This window comes from Pseudomonas sp. NBRC 111140, assembly GCF_001320885.1.
Classification (GTDB): domain Bacteria; phylum Pseudomonadota; class Gammaproteobacteria; order Pseudomonadales; family Pseudomonadaceae; genus Aquipseudomonas; species Aquipseudomonas putida_P.
This window is the reverse complement of sequence record NZ_BCBQ01000005.1, coordinates 103,081-119,021: the sequence shown is the minus strand read 5'-3', so window position 1 is coordinate 119,021 and position 15,941 is coordinate 103,081. Positions and strand designations below refer to the sequence as shown.

At 64.0% G+C, this 15,941-nt stretch carries 13 protein-coding genes; 8 read left to right on the top strand and 5 right to left on the bottom strand.

Features of this window, described 5'->3' with window-relative positions; translation table 11 throughout:
- From guaA to tadA, 3 genes are all read left to right on the top strand, one after another.
- The coding region (gene guaA, locus APH42_RS03215) for a glutamine-hydrolyzing GMP synthase (RefSeq protein WP_060492715.1) at window positions 1-1,122 on the top strand (1,122 nt) is incomplete at its 5' end.
- A gap of 204 nt (window positions 1,123-1,326) precedes the next feature.
- A complete protein-coding gene (locus APH42_RS03210; RefSeq protein ID WP_012270725.1) occupies window positions 1,327-2,709 on the top strand; it encodes a multicopper oxidase family protein in 1,383 nt (460 codons plus the stop codon).
- Window positions 2,709-3,188 carry a tRNA adenosine(34) deaminase TadA gene (gene tadA / locus APH42_RS03205; protein WP_060492714.1) on the top strand — a complete coding sequence of 160 codons (480 nt, stop codon included), beginning with the start codon at window positions 2,709-2,711 and terminating at the stop codon, window positions 3,186-3,188. The genes APH42_RS03210 and tadA overlap by 1 nt, the downstream gene beginning before the upstream one ends.
- Before the next feature lie 11 nt (window positions 3,189-3,199).
- On the opposite strand, the gene mltF is transcribed toward tadA, so the two are convergent.
- A complete protein-coding gene (mltF, locus tag APH42_RS03200; protein WP_012270727.1) occupies window positions 3,200-4,657 on the bottom strand; it encodes a membrane-bound lytic murein transglycosylase MltF in 1,458 nt (485 codons plus the stop codon).
- A gap of 232 nt (window positions 4,658-4,889) precedes the next feature.
- Here mltF and purL point away from each other — a divergent pair, with 232 nt between their 5' ends.
- Together purL and APH42_RS03190 are read left to right on the top strand one after the other, a co-directional pair.
- The gene (gene purL, locus APH42_RS03195) at window positions 4,890-8,789 is read left to right on the top strand and encodes a phosphoribosylformylglycinamidine synthase (RefSeq protein ID WP_012270728.1); all 3,900 of its coding nucleotides are present in this window, start codon (window positions 4,890-4,892) and stop codon (window positions 8,787-8,789) included.
- Window positions 8,790-8,792: 3 nt separating this feature from the next.
- Window positions 8,793-9,104 (top strand): NIF3 1, encoded by a 312-nt coding sequence (locus APH42_RS03190; RefSeq protein WP_012270729.1) that lies wholly within the window; start codon window positions 8,793-8,795, stop codon window positions 9,102-9,104.
- Between the two features lie 40 nt (window positions 9,105-9,144).
- Here the strand turns inward: APH42_RS03190 and tatC are convergent, their stop codons facing one another.
- From tatC to tatA, 3 genes are read right to left on the bottom strand one after another with little or no spacing between them, the layout of a single operon-like run.
- Window positions 9,145-9,906 carry a twin-arginine translocase subunit TatC gene (gene tatC, locus APH42_RS03185; RefSeq protein WP_060492713.1) on the bottom strand — a complete coding sequence of 254 codons (762 nt, stop codon included), beginning with the start codon at window positions 9,904-9,906 and terminating at the stop codon, window positions 9,145-9,147.
- On the bottom strand, window positions 9,903-10,193 hold the full coding sequence (tatB, locus tag APH42_RS03180) for a Sec-independent protein translocase protein TatB (protein ID WP_012270731.1): 291 nt from the start codon (window positions 10,191-10,193) through the stop codon (window positions 9,903-9,905). The genes tatC and tatB overlap by 4 nt, the downstream gene beginning before the upstream one ends.
- On the bottom strand, window positions 10,193-10,426 hold the full coding sequence (gene tatA / locus APH42_RS03175) for a twin-arginine translocase TatA/TatE family subunit (protein WP_012270732.1): 234 nt from the start codon (window positions 10,424-10,426) through the stop codon (window positions 10,193-10,195). Before tatA ends, tatB begins: the two co-directional genes overlap by 1 nt.
- Before the next feature lie 145 nt (window positions 10,427-10,571).
- Here tatA and gspK point away from each other — a divergent pair, with 145 nt between their 5' ends.
- Window positions 10,572-11,537, top strand: a complete 966-nt coding sequence (gene gspK, locus APH42_RS03170) for a type II secretion system minor pseudopilin GspK (protein ID WP_012270733.1) — start codon at window positions 10,572-10,574, stop codon at window positions 11,535-11,537.
- Window positions 11,538-11,577: 40 nt separating this feature from the next.
- Here gspK and APH42_RS03165 read toward each other — a convergent pair whose 3' ends face one another.
- Window positions 11,578-13,653 (bottom strand): PhoX family phosphatase, encoded by a 2,076-nt coding sequence (locus APH42_RS03165; protein ID WP_060492712.1) that lies wholly within the window; start codon window positions 13,651-13,653, stop codon window positions 11,578-11,580.
- Between the two features lie 224 nt (window positions 13,654-13,877).
- On the opposite strand from APH42_RS03165, the gene APH42_RS03160 reads away from it, so the two are divergent.
- On the top strand, window positions 13,878-15,518 hold the full coding sequence (locus tag APH42_RS03160) for a hypothetical protein (protein WP_012270735.1): 1,641 nt from the start codon (window positions 13,878-13,880) through the stop codon (window positions 15,516-15,518).
- Window positions 15,515-15,940 carry a pilus assembly protein PilZ gene (locus APH42_RS03155; RefSeq protein WP_060492711.1) on the top strand — a complete coding sequence of 142 codons (426 nt, stop codon included), beginning with the start codon at window positions 15,515-15,517 and terminating at the stop codon, window positions 15,938-15,940. The genes APH42_RS03160 and APH42_RS03155 overlap by 4 nt, the downstream gene beginning before the upstream one ends.
- Window position 15,941: the final 1 nt, after the last annotated feature.

Sequence of the window (15,941 nt, the reverse complement as noted above, 5' to 3'; positions counted from 1 at the left end):
AACTTCAACATCCTGGCCAGCACCCCAAGCTGCCCGATCGCCGGCATGTACGACGATGCCCGCGGCTACTACGGCGTGCAATTCCACCCGGAAGTGACCCACACCAAGCAGGGCGGTCGCATCCTGTCCCGCTTCGTGCAGGACATCTGCGGCTGTGAAGCCCTGTGGACCGCGTCCAACATCGTCGAAGACGCCATCGCCCAGGTGCGTGCACAAGTAGGTTCGGCCAACGTCCTGCTGGGCCTGTCCGGCGGTGTTGACAGCTCGGTGGTTGCCGCGCTGCTGCACCGTGCCATCGGCGACCAGCTGACCTGCGTATTCGTCGACAACGGCCTGCTGCGCCTGCACGAAGGTGACCAGGTGATGGCCATGTTCAAAGAGAACATGGGCGTCAAGGTGATCCGTGCCGATGCTGAAAAGCAGTTCCTCGACAACCTGGAAGGCGAAGCCGACCCAGAGAAGAAGCGCAAGATCATCGGCCGCACCTTCATCGACATCTTCGATGCCGAAGCCAGCAAGCTGGAAAACATCCAGTTCCTCGCCCAAGGCACCATCTACCCGGACGTGATCGAGTCGGCGGGTGCCAAGAGCGGCAAGGCCCATGTGATCAAGTCGCACCACAACGTGGGTGGCCTGCCAGAGGAAATGAACCTCAAGCTGGTCGAGCCGCTGCGTGAACTGTTCAAGGACGAAGTGCGCAAGATCGGCCTGGAGCTGGGCCTGCCGTACGACATGGTCTACCGCCACCCGTTCCCAGGCCCGGGCCTGGGCGTGCGTATCCTCGGTGAAGTGAAGAAGGAATACGCCGACATCCTGCGTCGCGCCGACCACATCTTCATCGAAGAACTGCGCAAGGCCGATTGGTACCACAAGACCAGCCAGGCGTTCGTGGTGTTCCAGCCGGTCAAGTCGGTTGGCGTCGTTGGCGACGGCCGTCGCTACGCCTGGGTCGTGGCCCTGCGTGCCGTCGAGACCGTGGACTTCATGACCGCGCGTTGGGCGCACCTGCCGTACGAGCTGCTGGAAACCGTCAGCGGCCGTATCATCAACGAAATCGACGGTATCTCGCGCGTTACCTACGACGTGTCGAGCAAGCCGCCTGCCACTATCGAGTGGGAATAAGTTGAGCCACAAGGGCGCCGTAAGGCGCCCTTGTCGTATCTGTTTCCTGTGCTGGCCCCTTCGCGGGTAAAACCGTGAAGGGGCCAGCACAGGCCGATACAAGACTTCACTTAATCTTTCCCATTTGCAGGTGTATCGTATTCGCCCTTCATCGCCAGCCAATGCTGGCAGCTTGATTGCGCAGAACACGAGGTACCCGCACCGATGTCCTTCACCCGTCGACAAATGCTCAAGGGCCTCACTGGCCTGGTTGTGGTTGGCCTGGGCGCCGGTGGCGCGGCGCGTTACTGGCTGGGCAAGGTCGAAGATGACAACGCCGGCCACGATTATGAGCTGATTGCAGCGCCCCTGGACGTCGAATTGGTGCCGGGCTTCAAGACCGAGGCCTGGGCATTCGGCCCGTCGGCACCGGGTACCGAGCTGCGCGTGCGCCAGGGCACCTGGTTGCGGGTACGCTTCATCAACCACCTGCCGGTCGAGACCACCATCCATTGGCACGGCATCCGCCTGCCGTTGGAAATGGACGGCGTGCCCTATGTCTCGCAACTGCCAGTCAAGCCGGGCGAGTATTTCGATTACAAGTTCCGCGTACCGGACGCCGGCAGCTACTGGTATCACCCGCATGTCAGCAGCTCCGAAGAGCTGGGCCGTGGCCTGGTTGGGCCGCTGATCGTCGAAGAGCGCGAACCGACTGGCTTCCTTCATGAGCGCACGCTGAGCCTGAAGAACTGGCATGTAGACGAGCAGGGCGCCTGGCTGCCCTTCAGCATCCCGCGTGAGGCCGCGCGTAACGGCACCGCCGGGCGCTTGATCACCATCAATGGCCAGGCCGACTCGGTCACCGAGCTGCCGGCCGGCCAGGTGGTGCGGGTGCGTCTGCTGAACCTGGACAACACCTGGACCTACCGCCTCAATCTCAAGGGCAACTGCGAGGCGAAAATCTATGCCCTGGACGGCAACCCAGTGACCCCACGGCCATTGGAAGACGACTACTGGCTTGGCCCCGGCATGCGTATCTGCCTGGCTATCCGCATTCCCCAAGCGGGTGAGGAAATCTCCCTGCGCGACGGTTTCGTGCGCCTGGGCACCCTGCGTTCAGTGGCCAGCAATGACGCGCCAAGCGACTGGCCACCAGCGCTGCCACCCAACCCGATCGCCGAGCCAGACCTGGAGAATGCCGAAAAGCTCAACTTCAATTTCGAGTGGGCGGCGAGCGTCACGGTTACCCCTGACCCCGACAAACCGTCCAGCATGTGGCAGATCAACGGCCAGGCCTGGGACATCACCGACAAGACCTGCGCCGACCGCCCAATCGCCACGTTGCAGAAGGGCAAGAGCTACATTTTCGAGCTGAAGAACATGACCCAGTACCAGCACCCGATTCACCTGCATGGCATGAGCTTCAAGGTGATCGGCTCCAATCGCCACGACATCAAGGAGCCGTGGTTTACCGACACCTACCTGCTGGGCAAGAACGAGCGCGCCCAGGTTGCACTGGTGGCGGATAACCCAGGTACCTGGATGTTCCATTGCCACGTCATCGACCACATGGAAACCGGCCTGATGGCCGCGATCGCGGTGGTCTGATGCGTCCGCAGATCATCGATCGCAGCCGCGATCAGGAGTTCATGCGCCTGGCCCTGGCGCTGGCTGCCGAGGGCGCAGCGTTGGGCGAGGTGCCGGTGGGTGCGGTATTGGTGCAGCATGGGCAGGTGATTGGCCAGGGCTTCAACCGGCCGATCATCGACAGCGACCCGAGTGCGCATGCTGAAATGGTGGCCATCCGCGCAGCGGCGAAAGCGGCCAGCAACTACCGGCTGCCCGGCAGCACCCTGTACGTGACCCTGGAGCCGTGCAGCATGTGTGCAGGGCTGATCGTGCATTCGCGGGTGATGCGGGTGGTGTTTGGCGCGCTGGAGCCCAAGGCGGGGATTGTACAGAGCCAGGGGCAGTTCTTCGGCCAAGGGTTTCTGAACCACCGGGTGATGGTGGAGGGTGGAGTGCTGGCGGAGGCGTGCGGGCAGATCCTCAGCGAGTTCTTCAAGGCCCGCCGGGCCAAAGGCTGACCTGTATTGGCTTACATCGGCGGCGACTGATCAGCCGGCTTGTCCTTGTTCACCCCAGGCACATGCAGGTTGCCCTCGGCCACCTGGCCTTCGAGCTGCGGTTGGGTCACCCAAGTAAGGATGTCGTAGTAACGACGGATGTTGGCCACGAAGTGCACCGGCTCGCCGCCACGGGCATAACCGTACTTGGTCTGCCGGTACCACTGCTTCTGTGACAGGCGTGGCAGCATCTTCTTGACGTCCAGCCACTTGTTCGGGTTGAGCTTTTCGCGCTTGGCCAGGGTCCGGGCGTCTTCCAGGTGGCCGGTACCCACGTTATAGGCCGCCAGGGCGAACCAGGTGCGGTCCGGCTCCTGAATGCTGTCGTCGAGCTCTTCCTTGATCTTCATGAAATACTTGGCGCCGCCCTGAATGCTCTGCTTGGGGTCCAGTCGGTTGGACACACCCATCGCCTGGGCGGTGCGTTGGGTCAGCATCATCAGGCCGCGCACGCCGGTCTTGGAGGTGACTTCCGGCTGCCACATCGACTCCTGGTAGCCGATTGCGGCCAGCAGGCGCCAGTCGACCTGCTCGACCTTGGCGTAGCTCTTGAAGTGTTTTTCGTACTTGGGCAGGCGTTGTTGCAGGTGCTGGGCGAAGGTGTAGGCACCGACATAGCCCAATACATCGACATGGCCGTAGTAGCGGTCTTTCAGGCGCTGCAGCGTGCCGTTCTTTTGCGCCTTGTCGAGAAACTCGTTGATCTCGTTGAGCAGGCTGTTGTCTTCGCCTGCCGCCACGGCCCAGCGCTGGTCGCGGGTATCACCCACGTCGAAGGCGACTCGCACGTTAGGGAAGTACACCTGGTTCATCGCCAGTTCGTTGGAGTCGACCAGGGTCAGGTCGATCTGCCCTTCATCGACCATGCGCAGCAGGTCGACCACCTCGACGGCGTCGGACTCTTCATATTCCAGGCCAGGGTTCTGCTTTTTCAGCTCAGCCAGCAGGTCGGCATGGCTGCTGCCCTTGAGCACCATGATTTTCTTGCCGACCAGGCCCTTGGCGTTGGTCGGGCGTGGGCGGCCGTTGCGGTAGATGACCTGTGGCGTCACTTCCAGGTACGGGTGCGAGTATTTCACCTGGGCCTTGCGCCGCTCGCTGCTGACCAGGCCGGCTGCGGCCAGTACCGGGCCGGAGGGTTTGCCTAGGGCGTCGTACAGCTCGTCGAGGTTGTCGGCGGTCTCGATCTGCAGCTTCACGCCGAGATCTTCGGCGAAATGCTGGACTAGCTCGTATTCGAAGCCGGTTTCGCCGTTGCGGTCCTGGAAGTAGGTGGCCGGGCTGTTGCGGGTGATCACGCGCAGCACGCCATCCTCCTTCACGCGCTCGAGGGTGCTGGGTTTTTCAACGCAGGCACCGAGCAGCAGAAAGAGTCCGGTTGCGAAAAGCCATTTGGCGCAACGCTGGCGCAAAGCAGTGTGGGCGAACATAGGTTGCAGTATACGCAAAGGACTGGCCCAACCATATCTCGACAACGGTTAGGTTGTCTGGTAGCGCGTTATGTGCTGTTCCCGCATTGATTGCATGCGTACTGCTTTTTTTTGACCCGAAAGTCCGGTTCCGCCGCCCGGCAGCCGTGGCTTAGAGCAGGTGCCGAAAGCCATCGAATTAGGCTAGAATGCACGGCCTCTAAGCACACCCCTTCCTGAGGCTGTCCCGACGATGTTGATCCTGCGCGGCGCTCCTGCCCTTTCTGCCTTTCGCCACGGTAAATTACTCGAGCAACTGAGCCAGAAAGTCCCCGCTGTTACTGGTTTGTATGCCGAATTCGCCCACTTCGCCGATGTTGACGGCGAGCTGACCGCCGACCAGCAGCAGGTGCTGGGCCGTCTGCTCAAGTACGGCCCGAGCGTGCCGGTACAGGAGCCGACCGGCCGCCTGTTCCTGGTCGTGCCGCGCCTGGGCACCATTTCGCCTTGGGCCAGCAAGGCCAGCGACATCGCCCACAACTGCGGCCTGCAGTCGATCCAGCGCCTGGAGCGCGGCATCGCCTACTACGTTGCCGGCACCCTGAGCGACGCTGACGCTGCATTGATCGCCGCCGAACTGCACGACCGCATGACCCAGCGTGTGCTGGCTCAGCTGGAGCAGGCGGCCGACCTGTTCAGCCACGCCCAGCCCAAGCCGATGACCTCGGTAGACATCCTGGCCGGCGGCCGTGACGCCCTGGCCCAGGCCAACATCGACCTGGGCCTGGCCCTGGCCGAAGACGAGATCGACTACCTGGTCGCTGCCTTCCAGGGGCTCAAGCGCAACCCGAACGACATCGAACTGATGATGTTCGCCCAGGCCAACTCCGAGCACTGCCGCCACAAGATCTTCAACGCCAGTTGGGACATCGACGGCCAGGCTCAGGAAAAAAGCCTGTTCGGCATGATCAAGAACACTTACCAGATGCACAACGAAGGCGTGCTGTCCGCATACAAGGACAACGCCTCGGTCATCGTCGGTAACGTGGCTGGCCGTTTCTTCCCGAACCCTGAAACCCGCCAGTACGGCGCGGTGCAGGAGCCGGTGCACATCCTGATGAAGGTGGAAACCCACAACCACCCGACCGCCATCGCCCCGTTCTCCGGTGCATCGACTGGCTCCGGCGGTGAAATCCGCGACGAAGGTGCAACCGGCCGTGGCGCCAAGCCCAAAGCGGGCCTGACCGGCTTCACCGTGTCCAACCTGCGCATCCCAGGCTTCGAACAGCCTTGGGAGCAGGCCTACGGCAAGCCTGAGCGTATCGTCGACGCCCTCGACATCATGATCGAAGGCCCTCTGGGCGGCGCCGCGTTCAACAACGAATTCGGTCGCCCGGCCCTGACCGGTTACTTCCGTACCTTCGAGCAGGCCATCAACACCCCGCACGGTGAAGAAGTACGCGGTTACCACAAGCCAATCATGCTCGCCGGTGGCATGGGCAACATCCGTGAAGACCACGTGCAGAAGGGCGAGATCACCGTCGGCGCCAAGCTGATCGTGCTCGGCGGCCCGGCCATGCTGATCGGCCTGGGCGGCGGCGCGGCTTCGTCGGTGGCTACCGGTGCCAGCTCGGCTGACCTGGACTTCGCTTCGGTACAGCGCGAAAACCCGGAAATGGAGCGCCGCTGCCAGGAGGTCATCGACCGCTGCTGGCAGCTGGGTGACGACAACCCGATCGCCTTCATCCACGACGTGGGCGCGGGGGGTATCTCCAACGCCTTCCCGGAACTGGTCAACGACGGTGGCCGTGGCGGCCGCTTCGAGCTGCGCAACGTGCCCAACGACGAGCCGGGCATGGCCCCGCACGAAATCTGGAGCAACGAATCGCAAGAGCGTTACGTGCTGGCTGTCAGCGCGGTCGACTTCGAGCGTTTCCAGGCCATCTGCGAGCGTGAGCGTTGCCCGTTTGCCGTGGTCGGCGAAGCGACTGAAGAGCCGCACCTGACCGTGAGCGACAGCCACTTCGGCAACACCCCGGTGGACATGCCGCTGGACGTGCTGCTGGGCAAGCCACCGCGCATGCACCGTTCGGTTACCCGCGAAGCCGAGCTGGGCGATGACTTCGACCCGAGCAAGTTGGACCTGGACAACGCCGTGCAGCGCGTGCTGAACCACCCGGCCGTGGCCAGCAAGAGCTTCCTGATCACCATCGGCGACCGCACCATCACTGGCCTGGTTGCCCGCGACCAGATGGTCGGCCCGTGGCAGGTTCCGGTAGCCGACTGCGCCGTCACCGCCACCAGCTTCGATGTGTACACCGGTGAAGCCATGGCCATGGGCGAGCGTACCCCGCTGGCGCTGCTGGATGCCCCGGCTTCCGGCCGCATGGCCATCGGCGAGACCATCACCAACCTGGCCGCTTCGCGTATCGAGAAGCTGTCTGACATCAAGCTGTCGGCCAACTGGATGTCCGCCGCTGGCCACCCAGGTGAAGACGCCCGCCTGTACGACACCGTCAAGGCCGTCGGCATGGAGCTGTGCCCGGAACTGGGCATTACCATTCCGGTCGGCAAAGACTCGATGTCGATGAAGACCAAGTGGAGCGAGGAGGGCGTGGAGAAGAGCGTCACCTCGCCAATGTCGCTGATCATCACCGGCTTCGCCCCGGTCACCGACATCCGCAAGACCCTCACCCCGCAACTGCGCATGGACAAGGGCGAGACCGACCTGATCCTGATCGACCTGGGCCGTGGCAAGAACCGCATGGGCGCCTCGATCCTGGCCCAGACCTACGGCAAGATCGCGGCCCAGGCACCGGACGTCGACGACGCCGAAGACCTCAAGGCCTTCTTCGCCGTGATCCAGGGCCTGAACGCCGACGGCCATCTGCTGGCCTACCACGACCGCTCCGACGGCGGCCTGCTCACCACCGTGCTGGAAATGGCCTTCGCCGGCCACTGCGGCCTCGACCTGCAGCTCGACCCGCTGACCGACAGCAAAGGCGACGTGCCAGCCATCCTCTTCAACGAAGAGCTGGGCGCGGTCATCCAGGTTCGCCAGGATGCCACCCCGGACGTGCTGGCACAGTTCAGCGCAGCTGGCCTGGGTGAAGGTTGCGTGGCAGTGATCGGCAAGCCGGTCAACAACGGTGAAGTGTCCATCAGCCTGAACGGCGAGGTGCTGTTCGACGATGACCGTCGCATGCTGCAGCGCCAGTGGGCCGAGACCAGCTACCAAATCCAGCGCCTGCGCGACAACGCCGACTGCGCCGACCAGGAATTCGACCTGCTGCTCGAGGAAGACAACCCGGGCCTGTCGGTCAAGCTGGGCTTCGACGTCAACGATGACATCGCCGCACCGTACATCAAGAAGGGCGTGCGCCCGCAAGTGGCCATCCTGCGCGAGCAGGGCGTCAACGGCCAGGTCGAGATGGCCGCTGCCTTCGACCGCGCAGGCTTCGCTGCCATCGACGTGCACATGAGCGACATCCTCGCTGGCCGTGTCGACTTCGAGGCCTTCAAGGGCCTGGTCGCCTGCGGTGGCTTCTCCTACGGCGACGTGCTGGGCGCGGGTGAAGGCTGGGCCAAGTCGGCGCTGTTCAACGCCCGTGCCCGTGATGCCTTCCAGGCCTTCTTCGAGCGTACCGACAGCTTCGCCCTGGGCGTGTGCAACGGTTGCCAGATGATGTCCAACCTGCACGAGCTGATCCCGGGCACCGAGTACTGGCCGCATTTCGTGCGTAACCGCTCGGAGCAGTTCGAGGCACGCGTGGCCATGGTCGAGGTGCAGAAGTCCAACTCGATCTTCCTGCAGGGCATGGCCGGTTCGCGCATGCCGATCGCCATCGCCCACGGTGAAGGCCATGCCGAATTCGCCAACGAAGCGGCATTGCTGGAAGCCGATCTGTCCGGTTGCGTGGCCCTGCGCTACGTCGACAACCACGGCAAGGTCACCGAAGCCTACCCGGCCAACCCGAACGGCTCGCCGCGTGGTATCACCGGCCTGACCAGCCGCGATGGCCGTGTGACCATCATGATGCCGCACCCGGAGCGCGTATTCCGCGCCGTGCAGAACTCCTGGCGCCCAGACGAGTGGCAGGAAGATGCTGCGCTGATGCGTATGTTCCGCAACGCGCGGGTGTGGGTGAACTAAGGCGTGTACAAGCTCGCCTTCTTCGTCCCCGCCAGCCACGTCGAAGTGGTCAAGGCCGCTGTGTTCGCTGCTGGTGGCGGGCGCATCGGTGACTATGACCACTGCGCCTGGCAAACCCTGGGCCAGGGCCAGTTCCGCCCGTTGGACGGCAGCCAGCCGTTCCTCGGGCAAACCGGCCAGGTCGAGGTGGTGGAAGAGTGGAAGGTGGAGCTTGTGGTGGCTGACGGTCTGGTAGCCCAGGTCGTCGCTGCCCTGAAGCAGAACCACCCCTACGAGACGCCAGCCTACGAAGTCTGGCAGCTCGCCCAGTTCTAGACTGCATCAAGGCCTTCGCGGGCAAGCCCGCGAAAGGGCTCTATAAGCCGGCCACAATCTCCTTGCCGGGCTCAGGCCGCTTCAACCAGGCACAAGCCAGCAATCCCACCTCGAACAGTATCCACATCGGCACCGCTAGCATCGTCTGCGAAAACACATCCGGCGGCGTCAGGATCATCCCCACCACAAAGCACCCGACGATCACGTAGGGCCTGCTGCGCCGCAATGTGGCCACATCGGCCAACCCCACCCAGACCACGATGAAGGTCGCCACCGGGATCTCGAATGCCAGCCCGAATGCCAAAAACAGCGCCAGGATAAAGTCCAGGTACTGGCTGATGTCAGTCATCATCGCCACACCGTCCGGTGTCACGCTGGCAAAAAAGCCGAACATCATCGGAAACACCAGGAAGAACGCGAACGCCATGCCGGCATAGAACAGCACGATGCTCGACACCAGCAGCGGCAGGGCAATGCGCCGTTCACGGCGGTACAACCCCGGTGCCAGAAAGCCCCAGGCCTGATGCAGCAGCAGCGGCATGGCCACGAACAGTGCGCACATCGCGGTCAGCTTGAACGGCGTCAGAAAAGGCGAGGTGACGCTGGTGGCGATCATGCTCGCGCCTTCCGGCAAAAAGCGCCGAAGCGGCTCGGAGATGAGCGTGTACAGCGTTTGGGCGAAGGGGAACAGGCCGGCGAACACCAATGCCACCAACCCCAGACAACGCACCAGGCGTTTGCGCAGGTCGCGCAGGTGTTCAATCAACGGCATGCTGGCCGTCGGGTCCATGGCACTGCTCATGAGGCGTTTTCCTTGGGTAGCGTGACTGTAGCCGCATCATTGGCCGGCTCTGTATTCAGGCTGATGCCCTGACGGATCTCCTGTTCCAGGCGCTGCAAGGGTGCGCTGTCGAGGTGGGGCAGCTCGATTTCGCGCTCCACCTGCGTACGCAAGGCGTGCATGGCCCGGCGCGCCTGGCCCAGGCCACGCCCAAGGGTGCGTGCCGCCACTGGCAGGCGCTCCGGGCCCAGCACCAGCAGGGCGACGACGCCGACCAGCAGCAACTCGCTGAAGCCTACCTCGAACATCAGGCCTGACGGTCCGCTTGCGGTTGCTGCGTGGCCTGGCCGGTCAGCGGGGCCTGTTGCTGCATCTGCGCCTGGCCGGGTGTGCTGGCGTCATTGTCACCGCCCATGGACTTGCGAAAACCCTGGATCGCCTCGCCCACATCGCTGCCCAGGCCCTTGAGGCGCTTGGTCCCAAACAGCAGAAATACGATCAGCAGTACGATCACCAGTTGCCAGATTCCAATGCCACCCATTGCGACCACTCCTGTAAGGCCATGAAAAGGAAGGGCAATCCTGCATCGCCTAGATGACATGCGCATGACGAACGGGCATTGCCATCTACCTGCAACAAGCGGCGTGTTGACTGGCGTTTTTACTTCGCGAGCGAGGCACGCACGGATGGGTGGCAGGCAACAGCAGGGGGCGGCCCTGTTGATGGTGATGGTGGTGCTGGCGATGCTGGCGGCGGGCATGGCTTGGTTGGTGGAAGATGGTCGGCGCCAGGTGGATGAGGTGCGTCTGTTGCAGCAGCGGGTGCAGGTGCGCGCCATGGAGCAGGCGGGCCTTGCCTATGCCGAGCAGGCTCTGCGGGACCCCGCCTGGCGGCTTAGCCCATTGTTCTGGCAAGCCTTGCGCGGGCAGCCACTGAACTACGATTTTGGCACGGGCCAGGCGCAATTGCGGGTGCGCGACCAGCACACATGCTTCAACGTCAATGCGTTGCTGGGTGCCGATGGCGAACGTGCCGAGCACCAATTGCGTTATCTGCTGGGCGACGACATGGCTGCCGAGCGCCTGGTCGATGCACTGGCCGACTGGCTCGACGCCGACAGTGATACCCGTCTGCAGGGCGCCGAGAGTGCCCAGTACCTGCGTCAGCAACCCGCACGGCTGGCGGCCAATCAGCCGATGCTCGACACCAGCGAGCTGAACCTGTTGCTGGAGCCGGATGCCGCTCGCCAGGCTCGTTATCCGATGCTGTGCGCCTTGCCCCAGGTCACCGGCTGGCGCCTGAATGCCAATGCGCTGGGGCTGGAGCATCTACCGTTGCTGGAAGCGCTGTACGAAGGGCGCTATTCGCGCTCTTTGCTCAGCCGCATCATCACCGGGCGACCGGCGTCGGGGTATGCGGATGCGGCCGCGTTGCGCCAGGCGCTGGGGGCGGTGGATGACGAGACGTTCGAACGACTGAGTGAAGGCTTGCTGCTCAACAGTGGGTACTTCTTGTTGCAGCTGTCGTTCGAAGAGGAGGGCAGGATGATGCGCAGCGAGTTTCAGGTAGAGGCGCTTGGGGTGGTGCAATGGCATGCGCGGGTGCCAGCACAGCAGGTGCGGGTGCGTAGCCGGGAGCCCATGGCCTGGTAAAGCTTGAGAGTACTGGGGCCGCAGAGCGGCCCCAGATCGATCAGGCGGTGCCGATCTCCCCGCCATCATTGCGCTGAATCACCACCGTCGAAGCCCGTGGCCTTACAGTCGCCCCAGCCGGCGTAGCATCGGTGGCCTTGTCGGTATAAGGCCAGTTCCCCGGATGCTGAATGTTGACGAACAAGGTCTTGTTGTCCGGGGTAAAGGAAATCCCGGTCACCTCGCAATCATTCGGCCCGACAAAGAAGCGGCGCAGGGCCACCTGGTTCTGTGCGTTCACCGGTACCTGCTTGCCGCTGGCATCCACCAGGTCGGTGGGGATCACCGCCAGCAGTTGGTCGTTGGTGTAGTCGGTCAAGGTGGTTTCGCCGTTGTCGGTTTCGAACCACAGAATGCCACGGCTATCGAAACTCATGCCGTCGGGGCTGGCGAACTGGTTGAGCTCGGTCAGGCCGGAACGATTGATGTCGGCAGTGCCGGCAGCGTTGGCGCCGAACACGAAGATGTCCCAGGTAAAGCTCAGCTGGTCGTCACTGTCGTGCCAGCGAATGATGTGGCCGTGACGGTTCGGGCCACGTGGGTTGGCTGCATCGACCTTTTCCGGGGTGCGTGCGCTGTTGTTGGTCAGGGTCAGGTACACGTCGCCGTTCAGTGGGTTGACCGTGGTCCATTCCGGGCGGTCCATCGGCGTTGCGCCCACGGCATCGCCGGCACCACGGGTGTTGAGGATGATGCCTGGCAGGTCACCATACAGTGCACCCAGGGTGCTGCCGGCCTTGGTGGCGGTGCCCACGTCCAGCAGCAGCCATACGCCGGTGCCATCGGCATTGAAGCGGGCCACGTAGAGCTTGCCCTGGTCGAGGTACTTGGCGCCGGTGGCCAGGCGGTCGGCCGGGTTGGCGTCGGCGGCGTCCCACACGGCGGTGGACACCCACTTGTACAGGTACTCGTTGTTCGAGTCGTCACCCATGTACCACACCAGCGGCTTGCCCGCGACGGGAAGGCCTGGGGCGCAGCCCTCGTGGCGGAAACGGCCCAGCGCGGTACGCTTGGTGGCCAGGGTACTGCTGTTGTAGGGGTCGATCTCGACGATGTAGCCGTAGGTGCTGGCTTCGTTGCGGTAGTCGTCGCTGGCGCTGGCGCCCTTGATGGTCACGTCGAAGCGGGCGAATTCGTCGGCCACCTCGGTGCTGTCACCGGCAGCGCTTTCCCACTTGTACTGGCCACTGGAGGTGCCCACGCCAATACGGCGCTGGTCCTCGGGGCGGGTGCCTTTGTTGACGAAGATGCCCGGCCAGTTCTCTTCGCAGGTCAGGTAGGTGCCCCACGGGGTATAGCCGTTGCCGCAGTTGTTGTTGGTGCCACGGCAGTGAGTGCCGGCGGTGGAGTACTTGGTCTTGACGTGGTCGGTGCCGCGCAGCGGCCCGGTGATTTCCATGCGCGAGGCAGTGGTGAAGCGGCGGTTCAGCGGGTCGTTGTCGACCACCTGCCAACGGCCGTTGATTTTCTGCAGGCGTACCACGCCGGCACCGTGGGCGTTGATTTCCTTGCGCACTTCTTCGGCCGGGCGCTTGCCGTTCACATCGGTGGTCGGGCCGGCCGGGTGCAGGGCCGCGGTGTCGATGTATTCGAAGTTGATCGCCAGCAGGCCGTCTTCCGAGCTGCCGTTGATGGGGAAGAAGTGCATGCCGTCATGGTGCATGCCCATGGCGTTGGCCTGGTCGGTCGAGGTGTTGCTGCCGTCGGACTTCCACGGGTTGCCGTTGCTGTTCAGCGGCGTACCCCAGGGCGCCAGCACGTAGGCGCTATAGCCAGCGGCGACGACACAGGCGTCGGTGCGCGAACCTGGGATGGGCTGGAAGCCCAACGCCAGTTTCGGTACTTCCGGTTCGGTGACTGGCGGCTCGGTCACCGGTGGCTCGGTGACGGGGTCATCGTGATCGGAGCCGCCACCGTCGAAGCAGCCTGTCAGGCCGGTACCGGCGATCATGGCGATGGCGGCGCCCAGGCTACCGCGCATCACGCTGCGACGGCTCAGGTAGGCGTCCATGACGTTGGCCATCGGCAGGTTGCCGCTTTGGTTCCGGTCCAGGTTGTCGCCGGTATCTCGACTCATCAGGGTGTCCTTATATTGGCTGAGTTAGAAGAACCCGCGACTTTAGGGGGAAAATATGATGATTCATTGGCAGAAATGTTAAGGGGTTTTTAAAACGACTCGCTCTTAGAAAAGCTTCTGACAGATCAATTTGGAATGTCTGTCGGATTTCTGCCATCAAACTGTAATGCCAACGCCGCAACATCCGGGGCCCTGAATGAACGCGGAAAAGGATGGCGGGTGCGATGGCGAGCAGTGTGCACAGGCGCGAAGTGATCGGCTGGATGGGTATCGGTGCCTTGGCACCGCTGCTCGGCGCCTGCACTGCCTTCCCAGGGCAGCAGGGCGGTAACGCCCACCTCGACTTGCTCTATGTAGCCGATACCCTCGATGCCCGCCAACCTGGCCTGGCCGTGGTGCCGGCTACCCGGCTGGGACCGGTCAGCCACCTGGGCCGCGCGCCATGGATGACAGGCAGCAGCGCCAGCATCGCCTACCCGCAACTGGCGCCGCTGCTCGATGCGAATCAGGCTGGGGCTGCCCAGTTGGGCGGCTATGCGGTGCTGGCGGCGTTGCTGGAGCAGCTGCGCGGCGAGGCCGGTGCCGGCAACAGCCTCACCCTGGAAAACGGCCAAGGCTGGAATGGCAGTGGCCTGGCTTACCTGACCCAGGGCGAAAGTGGAGTGCAAGGCAGCCAACTGCTGGGCGTCGAAGCGCGGGTCAGCAGCGACGAACGGGTACTGTGGCCACAGCGCAGCCCAGGGCTCTATCGCCAGGCAAGCCCCCTTACCTTGGCTGCCGGGCTGGCAGACGCGCAACGCCAGGCATTGGGCCTGGAAGCCTTGCACGTCTTCGAGCGCGGCGGTGCGCGCATTGCGGTGGTTGGCGTGACCGACCCTTATGCCCAGGACCAGAAAGCTTCGCTCAAACAGTGGTACCAGTCACTGCAGCCGGTATTCGAGCAGGCCCGGCGCGAGGCGGACCTGGTGGTGGCCATGGCCGATGTGGGCACAGGCCCCGGCCTGTGGCTGGCTGAACGGTTGCCGCAAATCGATGTGCTGCTGTGCGCCCGTGGCCAGGACTTGTGGCCGGCGCCGGTCGAAGTAACCCAGGCCAGCGGCCGCCGCGTGCCGGTGTTGTTCGCCGGCTGCCGGGGCAGCGGTGCGTTCCGCCTGCGCTGCCAACGTGTGGCCGGGCTGTGGCAGTTCGACGGGCGCTTCTTCCCGGCCTTTGAACAACAACTGGCGCCTGCCGCGCAGGTGCGCGTCGCGCAGTTTCAGGCACAACTACGCCAGCAACGTGCCGGCCACGCGGCCTGGCTCGATCAGCCGTTGGCCCGCGCACCCCAGGCCTTGTGGCGCCGCGATACCCGAGGCGGCAGCTGGGACCGCCTGCTGCATCAAGCCCTGGCTGACGACAGCAGCATGCCCGTGCTGTTGCCGGGCCTGCGTTATGACTACCCGCTGCCGGCGGGAGCGTCCATCACCCGCGAACACTTGATCAGCCTTACCGGCGGTTACCCGGCGCCGGTGGTCGAAGCGCCGGCTCGGCAGGTCGAGCAAGTGCTGGAGAACGCTGCAGAACAATTGTTCGGCGACCCGTTGCTGCTGGACAACAGCCAGGACCTGCCGCGCTGGCAGGGCCAGGCCTGGCGCGTCAGCTACAGCCCGCAAGGCAAGCGCATCACTGGCCTGGAGCCCGTGCAGGGCCTGTGCCGCACCTTTGGCCTGCAATTCGACAGTCAAGCCGGCGAGCCCCTGTGGCAGCGGGTCGAAGCCTGGCTGGCCCGGCAAGGTGCCGACTGGCAACTGGTGCCGCTGCAACTGCCCGAAGTGCGTTACGTGCAGGGGCACCCGGGCTGGCATCCACGGCAGTTGGCCTCGTGACCCTCGCCTCGCGCGTGTTCACGGGCGCTGGCCTGACCTTGGCTGGCTGGCTCGCTGCACAGTGTGTGCTGCAACTGAGCCGTCAGCCGCAACCCGCCACGGCGCCTGCGGCGGTCGACAGCCCGCTGCCCGGGCTGATGGTTGGCCACTGGCAAGCGCCCATCGACGACGGTGCCATTGCCCTTACTCGCTTGCCACTGCAATACCTCGGCGGCCTCAAGGCGCAGCCATTGGCATCCAGTGTGGTGGTGCTGCGCTACGGCGAGCAAGTACGCACTCTAGCCCGTGGCCAGCGCCTGGCACCTGGGATCGTGCTGGAGGACATCGACAGCGATGGCCTGATTTTCAACAACCAGGGGCGGCGCGAACGCCTGCCCTGGCCGCCACGCCCTGCCGTGACCGGCTTCAAGCGGCAAGGATGAA